This is a genomic window from Thermostilla marina, from assembly GCF_054657455.1.
The window spans coordinates 4,913,519-4,927,710 of the sequence record NZ_BAAHYR010000001.1 but is presented as its reverse complement, the minus strand read 5'-3'; the positions used below and the strand labels follow the sequence as shown (position 1 = coordinate 4,927,710).

Annotated in this window: 8 protein-coding genes; 2 read left to right on the top strand and 6 right to left on the bottom strand. The window is 62.0% G+C overall.

Annotated elements, in window-relative coordinates; genetic code table 11:
- Positions 1-46 precede the first annotated feature (46 nt).
- Together ACYQ2I_RS17770 and ACYQ2I_RS17765 are read right to left on the bottom strand one after the other, a co-directional pair.
- Positions 47-1,369: a DUF1552 domain-containing protein gene (locus ACYQ2I_RS17770; protein ID WP_460168376.1), complete on the bottom strand. Its 1,323-nt coding sequence runs from the start codon at positions 1,367-1,369 to the stop codon at positions 47-49.
- Between the two features lie 65 nt (positions 1,370-1,434).
- Complete coding sequence (locus ACYQ2I_RS17765) at positions 1,435-3,375, bottom strand: DUF1592 domain-containing protein (protein ID WP_460168375.1); 1,941 nt, start codon at positions 3,373-3,375, stop codon at positions 1,435-1,437.
- A gap of 556 nt (positions 3,376-3,931) precedes the next feature.
- On the opposite strand from ACYQ2I_RS17765, the gene ACYQ2I_RS17760 reads away from it, so the two are divergent.
- Positions 3,932-5,398 carry a bifunctional folylpolyglutamate synthase/dihydrofolate synthase gene (locus ACYQ2I_RS17760; protein WP_460168374.1) on the top strand — a complete coding sequence of 489 codons (1,467 nt, stop codon included), beginning with the start codon at positions 3,932-3,934 and terminating at the stop codon, positions 5,396-5,398.
- Positions 5,399-5,405: 7 nt separating this feature from the next.
- Here ACYQ2I_RS17760 and ACYQ2I_RS17755 read toward each other — a convergent pair whose 3' ends face one another.
- Entirely contained in the window at positions 5,406-6,071 is a 666-nt protein-coding gene (locus ACYQ2I_RS17755) for a metallophosphoesterase family protein (RefSeq protein WP_460168373.1), read from the bottom strand.
- A 253-nt stretch (positions 6,072-6,324) separates the two neighbouring features.
- On the opposite strand from ACYQ2I_RS17755, the gene ACYQ2I_RS17750 reads away from it, so the two are divergent.
- The gene (locus ACYQ2I_RS17750; protein ID WP_460168372.1) at positions 6,325-6,957 is read left to right on the top strand and encodes a class I SAM-dependent methyltransferase; all 633 of its coding nucleotides are present in this window, start codon (positions 6,325-6,327) and stop codon (positions 6,955-6,957) included.
- A 50-nt stretch (positions 6,958-7,007) separates the two neighbouring features.
- Here the strand turns inward: ACYQ2I_RS17750 and ACYQ2I_RS17745 are convergent, their stop codons facing one another.
- The 3 genes from ACYQ2I_RS17745 to ACYQ2I_RS17735 form a co-directional block, all read right to left on the bottom strand.
- The gene (locus tag ACYQ2I_RS17745) at positions 7,008-9,158 is read right to left on the bottom strand and encodes a serine/threonine protein kinase (RefSeq protein ID WP_460168371.1); all 2,151 of its coding nucleotides are present in this window, start codon (positions 9,156-9,158) and stop codon (positions 7,008-7,010) included.
- A gap of 284 nt (positions 9,159-9,442) precedes the next feature.
- Positions 9,443-11,215, bottom strand: a complete 1,773-nt coding sequence (locus tag ACYQ2I_RS17740) for a S41 family peptidase (protein WP_460168370.1) — start codon at positions 11,213-11,215, stop codon at positions 9,443-9,445.
- A gap of 693 nt (positions 11,216-11,908) precedes the next feature.
- On the bottom strand, positions 11,909-14,155 hold the full coding sequence (locus ACYQ2I_RS17735) for a biotin/lipoyl-binding protein (RefSeq protein ID WP_460168369.1): 2,247 nt from the start codon (positions 14,153-14,155) through the stop codon (positions 11,909-11,911).
- Positions 14,156-14,192 lie beyond the last annotated feature (37 nt).

The following is a 14,192-nucleotide window of genomic DNA, read 5'->3' as shown; positions in this document are numbered from 1 at the left end:
GAGTGCCTCACGGATCGAGCAACAGGGGTGTTGTGGTGTGCTCGGGCTACATGACCAGCGGAGCGGTGCTGTCGGCGAACCGGTCGATGTCCATGCCGATCTCGTGCAACATTTTCAGGTACAAGTTTGCCAGCGGCGTGTTCTTTTCGTACACCAGGTGCCGTCCCGGACGGACCGCTCCGTTTCCTTTGCCCAGCAGGATGATGGGCAGGTCGTCGTGATTGTGCCGATTTCCGTCGCTGATGCCGCTGCCGTACATGATCAACGCCGAGTCGAGCAACGATGCACCGTCGAAAGCGACTTCGGCCGCTTGTTTCAGGAAGTATCCGAACTGCTCGATGTGATGACGATTGATCTTGGCCAGCAAGTCGAGCTTGCGGGGATCGTTTTGGTGGTGCGACAGGCTGTGATGCCCTTCCTTCGCCCCCACCTCGGGATACGTGCGGTTGCTACCGGCGTTGCACACCATGCACGTGACGACGCGTGTCGCATCGGTTTGTAGGGCCAGGATCATCATGTCCATCAACAGTCGCAATCGTTCGACGAATGCGCGCGGCGGTTGGGCGGGCGGAGCCTTGCGTGCAGCCGCCTGCATCGCGTCCTCTGCCTCGATTCGCTCCAAGCGCCGCTCGATCTGCCGCACGGCGTAGAGGTATTCGTCCAGCTTCCGCCGGTCGCCCGGGCCGAGCTGCGCCCGCAACGAAGCCGCCTCCTCGGCGGCGAAGTCGAGAACGCTCTTGCGATACATCGCCTGCCGATCCGTTCGTCCGACCGACGTTTTCGCATCACCGAACAGTCGTTCGAAGATCGCCCGCGGATTGGTTTCTTTGGCGACCGGCGACGTCGGCGAACGCCACGAGATCGTCGACACGTAGGCACAACTGTACCCCGAGTCGCATCGGCCGGCCTGGGCGCTCGGATCCAACCCGACTTCCAGTGATGGAAACCGCGTTTCCTTTCCCAACACCTGCGCCGCCTGCTGATCCACCGAGATGCCGTTGCGAATGTCGGCACCGTCGGTCTTGTGCGGATGAGCCCCGGTCAAGAAAGCCGCGGCCGAACGTGCATGATCGCCCGGTCCGTCACCCAACGAGCGAGCCCCGTTGAGCGTCAATTCGCTCAGAATCGTGAGGTAGTCCTTGAATTCGGTAAGCGGTTCCAACGACGGCGGCAGCGTGCCCAGCGGCCCGGCTTCCTTCGGACGCCAGGCGGGCATGTGGATCCCGTTGGGCACGTAAAAGTAGACCAGCCGCATCGGCGGCTTCGACTCGATTCCGAGCGCGGGACGCATCGCGTCGAGCCACGGCAAGAACAACGCCGTCCCCAGACCGCGCAGCACGGTTCGTCGTGATAGGTGTTTTCGTTTCATCTTGCACCGACTTTCCTCGTGCGACCGCCTTCGTTCTCGTTCCAGCCTTCGTGGTACGTGTGGGATCACGTTTCGTCTTCCGTTGCGTGCGACACCCGCACCTTGCGGAAGGTGTCGCTGCGGACGACGGCCAAAATCGCATCGCGCAGGCTGCCGTCGGTTTCGAGTATCTCATCGACGATCGCCCGTACCGTGCAGGCGTCGGACTCTTCCAGCCCGCGGCCCAAGGCGTAGATCATCAGCTTGCGGACGACGCATTCGACGAACTCGCGCTGCGACGTTTCGCGGAGCATGCGGCGGAAGGTGTCGGGCCCGTCGAAACGGCGTCCGTCGGGCAGCACGTCGGCCGCGTCGATCGGTTGCCCCCCGTCGCTCGTTCGCCAGCGTCCGATCGCGTCGAAGTTTTCCAGCGCGAAACCCAACGGATCCATCTGCTTGTGGCAAACGGCACAAGTCGGGTCGCTGCGGTGTTTTTCCATGCGTTGCCGAAGCGAGCCGGTGACGGGTCCGCCGCCGTCGTCGGGCAGCATCGGCACGTTCGGCGGCGGATCGGGCGGCGACGTGCCCAGGATGTTTTCCATAATCCATTTGCCGCGTTTGACCGGCGACGTCCGCGTCGGGTTCCCCGTCACGGCCAACACGGCCCCCAGCGTGATCAAGCCGCCCCGATGCGTTCCCTCGAGCGAGACACGCCGAAAACCTTCGTCGAACTCACCCTCCAGGCCGTAATACGCCGCCAGCCGCCGATCGACAAAAGTGAAATCGCAATCGAGCAACTCCACGATCGGACGATCTTCCCGCACAAACGCCTCGACCAAGCGGATCGCCTCCTCACGCAGGCTGCTCCGCAACTTGGCATCGAACACGGGGAAGAGCGTCGGATCGGGTTCGAGGTCGTCCAGATTCCGCAGTTGCAACCATTGCTCGGTGAAGTCGGTGACGAAATCGCGGGAACGCGGACTGTCCAACAGGCGATTCGCCTCCGCTTCGAGTTCATCCAGGCGTTGGAGATCCCCCGCCGAAGCCTTCACGAACAACGGTTCGTCGGGCATCGAGACGGTCAAGAAATACGACAACCGAACAGCCAGCTCGAAATCGTCGAGCGGTCGCACGGCGCCGTCGGGCAGTTCGGGCGGATCACGCTCGATCCGAAACAGGAAGTGAGGCGAGATCAACAACGCCTCGACCGCCAACCGCCGGCACGTCTCCGGGGTTTCGCCGTCTTGATACGCCGACTCGACCATGCGCCAAAGGCGTTCGAATTCGTCGTCCTGCACCGGACGCCGGTAGGCCCGCGTCATCAACGTGCGCAATTCGGCCTTCGCGTACGCGACGGGATCGCTCTCGGGCAGCGGCGGAACTTCGACTTGCCGCGCGACGTCCTCCGCCAGCGCCAAGTATTTATCCATCAGCATCGGCGGAAGCGAGAGCACGTCGGCGATACTGTCGAAGCCGTAACCGACGTCGTCGGGCGGAAGCGCATCGGCCGCGACCTCGACGCCCAACAAGTCGCGAACGGTATTCACGTATTGCCGCCGGTTGAGACGCCGAATGGTCGTCCTCCCCGGATCGACCGGCCCCGAGCAATCGAGCTGCTCGACGTATTCGGCGATCCACGCGGCAACCTCGGCCGCCTGATCGGGATCGGGTCGCGGCATGTCCTCCGGCGGCATCTGTCCCGTCGCGATCATGCGCTCGACGCGACGCCACCGGTCGCGATCGGCCGGAATATCCTCCGCCGAGGTAAACGCAGCGAGGTCGATCCCGGCTTCCGCATCGGGACCGCTGTGGCAATCGAAACAATGCTGCGAAAAGAACGGCCGCACCGTCGCTTGGGCGAAGTCGGCAGGCCAAGCTTTCGGGCTTTCGGACGCGGGAGACGAACGCGCCGGACCGAGCAGCCAAACGGCCGCCGACAAGACGACGACCAAACGAAGGCGACCAAGAAACCACGCCGAGGAAAACCCGGCGCTGTTCAGCCGGTAAGCCGGAGGGGAGTAAATCATGATCGGCCGCTGGGTGCGGAGGGATAGGAACCGAACGCGGTGCCGCCGACGGAAACGCGACCCGCCGAAGGCATCGGCCGGGCCGAAAACAGGAGGGGGGACATCTCGACGCCGCCGCGGGCATTATAGATCGGGGATCGATCGTATTGCAACAATTTTTCCTGTTTCATATGACAGTCGTCAGCGTTACTTTCCCTTTCCTGTCGGGGATCGTCGCTCCGATGCCGCCGACTGCGTCTTTCATTCGCCCAGGAACTTTCGCGACGCAAAATCCAGGAAAAACAGATAAAGCCGACAAAGCAAAAATAGCACGGGCGGGGGTAATGCAAACAGCCCACAAGATGCATTCTGATCGCCATCTCGGGAACGATATTCTCCTTTTCCCGGGATAGCCGATTCGAGGGGGATGTGCGAAAATTACTTGGATTCGTCCCCTCGACTCGGCGAAGACTCTTTCGTTTTCTGCAGTTTGTCGCCGTGGACCGTCGATCATTTGCCGCGCGATTTCCCCGGATTGGGACACCGAAAGCTCGTTCGAAATCAACCTTTTTGTTTTATGACCCGCAACGATCCGTTCAACACGACCGACCGGCGGCGCGCGGCCCTCGAGTTCCTGTACGCCCGCACGAACTACGAGCGGTTTCTCACCCCGCCGTACACCGCAAAAGCCTTGAAGCTCGCCCGGATGCGCGAGTTGTTGAAGCGTTTGGGCGATCCGCAGGACGCGGCCCCGATCGTGCACATCGCCGGCACCAAAGGCAAAGGTTCGACGGCGGTGATGATCGGAAACATGCTCAAGGAGGCCGGATATCGCGTCGGCGTGTTCACGTCGCCACACCTGGAGCGGGTCGAGGAACGTCTGGCCGTCGACGGAAGCCCCTGTTCTTTCGACACGTTCATCGAACTGCTCAGCGAGATGATGCCGATCATCGCCGAGATGGATCGGCAGGCCGTCGCAGAAGAAGGCACCGAGTTCGGCCCCACATACTTCGAAATCTTGACGGCCCTCGCCTTGTTGCACTTCGCCCGCGCGAACGTTGATTTCATCGTCCTCGAAGTCGGGCTGGGCGGAAGACTCGATTCGACGAACGTATGCCGGCCTGTGGTGACGGCGATTACCAGCATCAGCTACGATCATACGCAACAATTGGGCGACACGCTGGAACGCATCGCGTGGGAAAAGGCGGGAATCGTCAAACGCGGCATACCGCTGGTGTGCGGCGTCGAATCACCGATTCCGCGGGAGGTGATTCACGGCGTTTGCCGCGAGATGGAAGCGCCGGTCATCCAGGCGGGAATCCATTATCGTTATCGTTACCGGGCGACACCTTCCCCCGCCGCACCCTTGGGCGGTCGCTTCGATTTCGTCTATCACCGCGACCGGTCGGAATTGGGACTTCGGGACGTCGTCTTGGCACCGCCGGGCGCCCATCAGGCGGCGAATGCCTCGGTCGCGCTGGCCATGGCCTTGGTGCTCTCCGAAAAAGGATTCACGATCCGTGAAGACGCCGTTCGCCGCGCCTTGGCCACGACGGTCGTTCCCGCCCGCATCGAAATCGTCGGCATGCGGCCGCTCACGGTTCTCGATGCGTCGCACAACGTGGCCTCGGTGCGGGCCTTGTTGGACACGCTTCAGGGGGCCGAATGCAGCGGCAAGCGGATTGCCGTTTTCGGCACCACCCAAGGTAAAGACTACCGAGGCATGCTTCAGGAGTTGGCCGCCGGCACCGATCGGGTAATCTTGACGCAATACACCGAGAATCCGCGCGCAGTGCCGCTGGGCGAACTAGCCGCCGCCTGGCCCACCGAACCGACCCGTGCGGTACGGTTGCTTGCCGCAACGCCCGAAAAGGCCTGGCAAACAGCGGCAGAACTCGCATCGCCCGACGATATCGTGTTCGTCGCCGGCTCCTTCTTCCTGGCGGCCGAGATTCGCCCGACTTTGCGACGCTTGCCTTTGGGCCGACCGGCGGCGGAGGCGGCCGACGAGGTGTCGGCTTCGAGGGAAGGAAGCGACGGGTAAGGCGATTTCAGCCGCCCAGTTCGACGCGCACGCGGCTCTCGCCGTGCGATTGCGGGTCGAAGTCGACAAGGGCGTAGTATCCGCGGCGTGCCGGACCGCAGTTGAGCAACGTTGCTTCATGCCATTGCTGCGTTCCGCGGGCTTCGTGAATGTGTCCGCAAACGCACAAATCGACGCGGTGGGACACGAGGAAATCGCGGACGGCCCTGCTTCCCACGTGGCATCCGAACAAGGTGCGGTCGAGGTTCGTATCGCGGGGAGGAACGTGCGCGAGCAGGATGCGGGCGTCGAGGTGTTCCACCTCGGCGAATCCTCGGGCGAGACGTTCGGCTAGTTCCTCTTCGGTGAACTGATACATCCCCGAACGCCAGGTTGGAATGCCCGAGAGCCCGAAGAATCCGACGTCGTCCAACTCGCAACCGCGTCCGTCGAGAGAAACGTCCAGCGATTCGAGCTCACGCTGGATCTCGGCGTCGTCGCAATTGCCGGCTACGGCGAACACGCTGCGGGCGATCGGTCGCACGATTTCGACGATGCGGGCGGCGTCGGAAGCCGACCCGAAATGGGTCAAATCGCCCGCCAGCAAGGCAACGTCGCACGTACCGACCGAATCGGCAATCTGCCGCAGCCGGTCGAAACCGTTGTGGATGTCGCCGATCGCCAGAATTCGCATGAGGCTCGATACCGTAGGTGATTCGTCCACACAGCAGCCGAAGCGTTGCCGAGGCCCCCGGCGAAACGCAAAAAGGCTTTCGCCTACCTGAAAACAAGACAGAAAACTTGCACGGCCGAAGCAAGTCCGCTTGCTTCGAGGCCGAGTGCGCGGAACATTATAGGGTGGAAAGCGTCGTCGATCGAGATCCGCCGGACGGCGTCCGGCGGTTCGCTGTCGACATTCGCCCCTAGCAATTATCGGAGTGTGGCCGATGTGCGAAGAAATGGAAACCGGTAGTCGCCCGCAAGACGAGTGGGACCTCATTTACCGCGAAGAGACGCCGCCGTGGGAAACGGGGCGTCCCGCGACGGAATTGGTCCGCGTGCTCGACGAAGGGATCATTCCGCCGGGAACGGCGATCGAGCTGGGATGCGGTACCGGTGCCGACGCGATCTACATCGCGAGCAAGGGGTTCGAGCTGACGGCAATCGATTTCTCGCCCACGGCCATCGAGCGCGCCCGCACGCGAGCCGAACAATACGACGTCAACATCCGCTTCGTCCTCGACGACGTTTACGAGTTTTGCAAGCGTTGTGAACCGGTCGACTTCGTGTACGACGCGGGATTCTACCACCACGCGCGTCAGCACGATCTCAAAAAGTTTCTCGACCTGTTGTGGCGAATCACGAAGCCGGGCTCGTACTATCTGTCGCTGGCCGGTGCGACCGGCGAAGAGGCCTCCGGCGGACCGCCGCAGGTTTCCGAGAAAGAAATCCGCTTCGAACTGGGGCGATTGTTCGAGTTCGTTCATCTCCGGCACTTCCGGTTCGAAAGCCCCTTCCGCCGCGAAGGATTCTTGGGCTGGTCGATCTTGATGCGTCGCCCCGAACCGATGTCGTTGTAAAAGGCGCCCCTTCGCGCGAAAGCTCGTGCCGCGCTCGTTCCACGCGGCGACTAGCCGCCGTCGGAAGCCGGTTCGCTTCCGATGCGGTCGGCGGCCGCTTCGTCGTTCGACGGTTCGGCGAGTTCGTCTTCGGCAGAAGGTTGCTCACCGAGCGCCGCGCGTGCGCGGTCGACGAGGTCCGATGCCCACGAGCGATCGCCGTACAACTCGATTACCGCGTGACGAATCTTGGCTGCTTCGATCGGATGCGTTGCGGCGATCGAATCGGCGTAATCCAGCCGCTTGATGATGCTTTCGCGATGCGAAGCCAACACCGGCTCGAGCTGTTGCTCCAGCATGCTCAGGCGGCGACGTGCGAGTTCAACGCACCGCTCGCGAGGTGAATTCGGCAGCGGACGGGGGTCGTCCCCGTTCGATTCGGCACGTTCGGAGTCGGCGCGTGTGCCGTACAAGTCGATCAGCGCCCGCAACTTTTCGATCGCCTCTTCCGGCTGTTCTTCGGCCAGCCGCAAGGCGTCCAGATAATCCCGCTCGATGGGAACGACGACCTGGTTGGTCATTTCGTGACGCAGACGGAACTGAAGGCGGCGTTCGAGACGGATCAACTCGATTTCCGACGCGTATTCGCGCAGCAAAGGCGCACGCCGGTCGCCCGGGAAACGACTCAAGAAATCGGTGATGTCGTCTTCGGCTTCCAAGAGAGAGCTTTCGCTGCGGTCGGCGACTTTGGCTTGAATTCGATCGTACAGCGTATCGGCGTCGACCGGCTGAAGCATGTACCAGACGAACCCGGCGATCGCCACCAGACCGGCGACGAGCACGCCCGTGCGAAGCGAAAAGATCGGCGTCTTTTCGATCGGCTCGACCTCGAAACGATCCAAGTCTTCTTCGGTGACGACGACGAACCGTGAGCTTCCCGCCCGTTTGGTGCCGCCGGAATCGGCCGCTTCGGCGTTGCCCTTCTCGCCGGAAGCAGCGGTCTCGGAAACCTTGCGCGGCGTGGAATCGGATATCCCAGGAGACACTGCGGATGTGGCCGCGTCTGTCGATGGGCCGTCGGATGCCGGTTGCGCCTCGGCGCGCGTTGCTGCCGAAGCGTCTTCGGGCGACTCGCCGGCGGCATCGGTCGTGTACTCGCCGGTGGGCCGGTCGGCTTCGGCTGCGGCGTCTTCGGCCAGTTTGCGCAGGAACGAAGTCTCCAGCGTCGCTTCCGACGATTCGGGCTTGTCGGGCACGTCGAGGGTCGGCTCGGCCCCGGGGTTCGTCTGATCGCGTTCACCGGGTACGCCGAAGGTAAGCGGCCCTTGCGAAGGATCGATTTCTTCCAACTGGTGCTCGATCGCCTCGCGTCGGCTTTCGGCCAGCTTTTCCAGTCGTTCGGGCGAAAGCGCGTGCTTCATCGCCTGAAGTCGACGCGTCAGCAACAGGGCGTTGGCGACGCGATCCTCGGGTTTCTTGGCCAGAAGTTCGGCAATGATGCGCTCGAGTTCGGCCGGCACGTCGGGCGCGTAGCGGCGAACGGGCTCGGGTGTTTCCGTTCGATGCTTGCGCAGCATTTCGGCGAACACTTTCGAGCGAAAGGGCGGTCTGCCCGCCAACAGCGCATACATCACCCCGCCGAGACTGTACAAATCGGAGCGAGGATCGACCCGCACGCCGGCCGCCTGCTCCGGCGACATGTATTCGATCGTCCCCAGCACACTGCCGGCCGCCGTTTGCCGGGTGTTGCCGAACAACCGCGCGATGCCGAAGTCCGACAGCTTGACCACCGCGTCGGAAGCCAACAGCAGATTCGCGGGCTTGATGTCGCGATGGATCACACCGCGATCGTGCGCGTGTCGCAGGGCCTGGCCGATTTGAATCGCGAAGTCGAGCACTTCGCGCCAATGGAAAACGCGCCCTCGGCGGATCTCGTCCTCCAAGCTGGGACCGTCGACCAGCTCCATGGCATAGAACAAGATGCCGTCCTGCTCGCCGAACCCGAGCAGGCGAACGATGTTCGGGTGCCGCAATTTCTTGAGCGTTTCGATCTCGGTTTCGAACCGCACCCGAAAATCTTCTTCCTCGGCGAGGCTGAACGAGAGCATCTTCACCGCGGCCGGCTCGCCGGTTTCGTCATGGACGCCCTCGAACACCGTCCCCATGCCGCCGCGGCCGAGCTTTCGGACGAGTCGATACGGCCCCAGTCGTTCGATCTTCATCGTGTCGGTCCTGCGATCCGCTCGAAGCGCGAGCCGCCGTTCGGCTCCCGTGCGCCGTGTTGGCTTTCCGATCCCATTGTATCGTTCTTTGACAACATTCGGTGCATTTTTGGGCCGAAACCCTACCTGTGTCGGATACGCGGCGTGCGAGGGATCGTCTCGGCGCACGGTCATTCCGAGGACACTTCACCAGATCGCGAAGACATGCCCTCCGCGAACACAAGCTGCCGTGCGCGTACAGAGGGCGTAAGGATGCCGTGGCCGGGCGCCTTGTCGAAACGTCTCTAGCGGGCGTCGGTAGTGCGTTGCGCCGTCAATTGCCGCGCCGCGTTCACGGCGGCTTCGAGCATCACGTCGCGAGTAGAGGACGCTTCCGAAGGGGTGCTTCCTGCCGGCTGCCATCCATCGATCGGCCGGGCCGTCGTCCGCACCAACAAATCGGGATTTACGCCTACGTGACTGTAGGGCTGCCCCTTCGGCGAGAAGAACTTGGCGGTCGTCAATCGCAGCCCGCTGCTACCGTCGGCCAACGGAAAGATTCCTTGGACGGAACCTTTCCCGTAGCTGCGGGTTCCCACGATCGTGCCGCGGCCGTGGTCATGAATCGCCCCGGCGAAGATTTCGGCGGCGCTGGCGCTGTCGCGGTCGATGATGACGATCAACGGCACGCGCCACGTTCCCGCTTCGTTGGCGGTATAGGTGAAATTCTCCTGCCGGTTGCGGCCTTGCGTGGTCACGACGACACCGCGTTCGATGAATTTGTCGGCGGCTTCGACGCCCGCCACCAGCAACCCCCCGGGATTGCCTCGCAGGTCGATGATCAACGACCGCATCCCCTTCCGATAAAGATCCCACAACGCGGTTTCCAGGTCATGGGCAGTCGTCCGCTGGAACGACGTGATTTTCAAGTACGCCGTACCGGTCGCCGGATCGAGAATCTTCGCGTCGGTCACGCTGGGCACTTCGACGCGTCTTCGTTCCACAGTCACAACCCGTGGTTCGGCACCCGGCGAGACGACGCCCAGTTGCACTCGCGAACCTTCGGGACCTTGAAGCATGTCGGCGGCTTGGTCGGTGGAAACCTCGGCGGTCGTGCGGCCGTCGACCGAAACAATACGATCCTGCGGCCGGATACCCGCGGCCTCCGCCGGACTGCCCGGAATCACGCGGACGATCGTCAGCGCGCCGTTCTCAGCCTTCAGTTCGACTCCCAGCCCCACGAAGTTTCCCTCGATTTGCGAATAGATGTCGTTGAGTTGTTTGGGCGTAAGAAAGGCCGAATACATATCCAGCGAGTTGACCGCCCCGCAAATGAACTCGAACACGACCGCCGACTCGGGAATCCGCAATTGCTGCGAAGCCAGTCTCGAAATGACGGCCACGGTATCGCGGGCATCGGCTCGCGTGCGAATCACCTGCCGAGCGGCGTACTCGTGCAATCGCGCGGCGAACCCTTCGACCACGTCGAGCGATACGTTCGGCAAGAAGGCTGTCCGAAACAACGGCTCGTCGAGCGCGATTTCCAGCTCGTGCGTTCCCCGTTCGACGATCTCGCTCCAGTGAGGCGTATCGACGTAGTGCGATTGCAGTTTCACCAAGGTTTCGTCGTACAAGGCCATCGCGGCGTCGCGGTCGGTTCGCGTCACGAGCGATATGTAGCTGTGGTCGCCGCAACGACGAATCAAGTCGAAGTGCAGGCGGGCTTCGGTGAAACGCTGCTGCAAGATCGGCAGATCGGGATATTCCCGCAACGCCTCTTCATAAAGCGCGACGGCTTCGCCCCACTGGGCTTGCCGTTCGAGTGCCGCACCGCGTACGAGCAACTCGGTAATCGCCGGATCGGCGGCCTCGGAACCGACTGCCTGATGGGGAAGTACGGTCGGTGCCGGGGCATTCGGAGCGACGGGCAACAGCTCGGGTGCAGCCCCTACGGCCGCTTGCGGTTCGACGATGCGGATCGTCTGCGCCGCCGTAAGCGAGGGCGACCAAACAATGCACCACGCCAAAAATTGGCCGAGAAGGACGTGACCGATTCGCCGCACCGTGGATCGTCTCATCGAAGCTGTGCCTTCATCGAGGGAGGCATCCGGCCGGAAGCCCCGACACGCTCGTCGACGATCGATCGTTCCCGGTGATCGATGCGGATTCCCTTCTCACTTCGATGATCCATCCGGGACGCTCGATCCGAACGTCCCTTTTCGGCGGCGGGGGTCGTCTCCTGTCTTTCCCCTACGTACCGAATCGCATGCGGTTCCCATTTTCACCGAGTCGACTACGATGCGATGCGTGTTCGGCCGCCGTCCAGGCACACCGCCGCAAATCCGCTACGATCGCCACAATTGCGCGCTCGTAACCGATTGCGTGGGGCGTGTCGTCTCCGTACGTGTTCCTCCCGATTCTCCTTGGGATACTGGTTGCCGTAAGAAGCCGGACAACCATAGAACACAAAACGGGCGGCGTCAAAAAATCGAAGGCAAATCCAGCCCCCATTTTTCCCGCGAATCCCGTACACCCCGAACGGAAGCGTCGCCTTATACCGGCAGGCGGCGTCGTATGGTTTTTGCGCACACCGTCACATGTAGCGAGCAGCCGACTTCCAAAAACTTCGCATGCCCGCGCGAAGCGGTTGCACCAGACGGCACAAACAGGAAAACTTTACCGACAACCGAAAAGGTTGCGGCACTGCCGAATCAGCCGCGCGGTCGAGAATTTGTGGCGAAAGACTTCTGAGAGGTAAGCCCCGAGAACGGTCAAATCTTGAAATTGAATGTGCGGCGGAAAGCACGCCACACCCGCTGCCCGATGGTCTGCCAGTGCGCCCGATCCATGTAGATTTTCGCCTTTCCGCGAAGCCCGCTGCGCAAAAGGCCGTCTTCGTTGGGCAACGGCACGCGGGCCTGGTACGACGTGCTGATCGGTCGTTCGATGCCCGTGCGGGGATCGGTGACCGTCGGCAAGTCGCCGCCGGCCTTCCCCGACAGACGGCGAGAAGCCGCCTCGAGTTCAACCTCGGCGATCTCGGCAATCTCACCGGAATAGGTCGACCAAGGAAGCTCGTTGACCTTCAGCTTGACCGATTGTCCCGGCGCGACGAAGTCGATGTCGGCCTGGTCGATGATGAGAATGGCTTCCATCTTGGTCGGATCGCCGATCAGGCAGAACAGATCGCTCTCTTGCAGATACGCACCGAGGTTGTGCGATTCCAAGGGGGTTGCCGACCAGCCGGGCAACGGACCTTCGGGATCGTCCTGTTCTTCCCGCCACGGCGGTGGAAACACTACGCCCGCGCACGGGGCGGTCAAGGTCAGGCGTTTGTAGTCCTCTTCCTTTTCGGCCAATTGTTTTTTGACGGTTTCCAAGGCTTGCATTGCCGCGGGAAGTTGATCGCGGGCTTCGGGGTCGTCGAACTGCCGTCGCTGAAGACTATCGACTCGAACGGCGTACTGGTCCCGCAGTTCCCGCAGCTTGGCCAATTCGAGATCCAGATCGACGTCTTCCAAGCGGGCCAGCGGCTGTCCCTTTTCGACCCGGTCGCCTTGGCGGACGTACACCTCGACCAGCCGGCCGGGTACATCGACGTACACCGGCGCGGCGTCCTGCGGTTGAATCTCCAAGGTGCACATCACGCGGTAGGGCAACGGCACGAATAGAATGAACGCCGCCAACAATCCCAAGCCGGCCAGGGTGGCGTACAGACGCGGTTTCTTCACCTGGCTCCACCTCCCGGGCACGTAAAAAAACTTGCCCAACTGATACAGCGGCTGCACGGCCAAACCGTAGATCGATCCGAGGGCGATCGCCTGGCCGATAATTTGCAACCGATAGGGTTTGAACACCTTGTACAAGAACAACAAGATCGACAACACGACCACCCAACGGTAGATCGCCGCGGCAATCGAGTAGGCGATGAACAGGCCCTTGTTCCGCTGCGGCAAGAACGGATCGTCGGGCGGTTCCAAGCCCAAAAACCATTGCCCGGCGGTGCGGCTGAGGATTTGCGTCGCCTTCTGCCGCAGGTTCGGAATCTCGAGAATATCGGCGAGGACGTAGTAGCCGTCGTATCGCAACAGCGGGTTGCCGTTGAACAGCACGGTACTCACCGAACATACGAACATGATGTTGAGCGCCGTGTGGTTGACGACGCCCGGCTCGCTGAACCACCACACGAACGTGGCCAGCGAGGCGAGCGTAAGCTCGACGAAGATACCGGCCGCGCCGATCGCCGCCCGATGCCACTTGTTGGGCAACATCCACGAATCGGAAACGTTGCAATACAAGCAGGGCGTCAACACGAGAAACATCACGCCCATCTCATGGCATTCGCCGCCGAAGTGTTTACACGACAGCCCGTGCCCGAACTCGTGCAAGATCTTCGTCACCGCCAGCACTGCGGCCATCCACAGGGCGTTGGTGGGCGTGAAGAACTGGTAGAACTCGGGCAGCCGCGAGCGAAACACCTGAAATTCGACCGTGATCAACAGCGCCGCGGCAATCCATGTGATGACGGCCGCCCAAAGCACCACCGGATGAAACATCCAGCGAACCCACGGATAGAGCGCATTCAAGATCCGTTCAGGATCGATACCCTTGAACCGCAAGGCGAGGATATTGCTGACTGCCGCAATCAGTTCCTGTTTCTTTCGCTCGCCGCGGCGTTTGTGAAGTTGGCGGCCCTGGTCGGGAACGGCGGCGATCACCAATCCGCTGCGATGCAGCATCCCCAAGAACTGCTGAAGTTCTTCCAAGGTGATCTTTTGCGGCGGGAACTCGGCCTCGAAGCGATCCTTGATCTCTTCCAAGCTGACGTTGCCGTCGAGCATGTTGAGGATCGCGAATTCTTCTTCCTGAAACCGATAGTAGTTCAGGCCGACCGGATCCTTGACGACCCAGTACGTTTCGCCCAAGTACTGTTGGCGGCGCGCAAAGAGGTCCGGCCGCTTGCGGATGGGAAGTTTCCGCTCGGCACTGGAAACCAGGCTGTCGGCCAACGTCGCCATACGATCGTTTCCGTCCCGGGGTTCGTCGTGTCGCCTC

Coding starts and splice junctions, on each gene's coding strand:
- ACYQ2I_RS17770 (WP_460168376.1), bottom strand. CDS start 1,369: ATGAAACGAAAACACCTATCACGACGAACCGTGCTGCGCGGTCTGGGG.
- ACYQ2I_RS17765 (WP_460168375.1), bottom strand. CDS start 3,375: ATGATTTACTCCCCTCCGGCTTACCGGCTGAACAGCGCCGGGTTTTCC.
- ACYQ2I_RS17760 (WP_460168374.1), top strand. CDS start 3,932: ATGACCCGCAACGATCCGTTCAACACGACCGACCGGCGGCGCGCGGCC.
- ACYQ2I_RS17755 (WP_460168373.1), bottom strand. CDS start 6,071: ATGCGAATTCTGGCGATCGGCGACATCCACAACGGTTTCGACCGGCTG.
- ACYQ2I_RS17750 (WP_460168372.1), top strand. CDS start 6,325: ATGTGCGAAGAAATGGAAACCGGTAGTCGCCCGCAAGACGAGTGGGAC.
- ACYQ2I_RS17745 (WP_460168371.1), bottom strand. CDS start 9,158: ATGAAGATCGAACGACTGGGGCCGTATCGACTCGTCCGAAAGCTCGGC.
- ACYQ2I_RS17740 (WP_460168370.1), bottom strand. CDS start 11,215: ATGAGACGATCCACGGTGCGGCGAATCGGTCACGTCCTTCTCGGCCAA.
- ACYQ2I_RS17735 (WP_460168369.1), bottom strand. CDS start 14,155: ATGGCGACGTTGGCCGACAGCCTGGTTTCCAGTGCCGAGCGGAAACTT.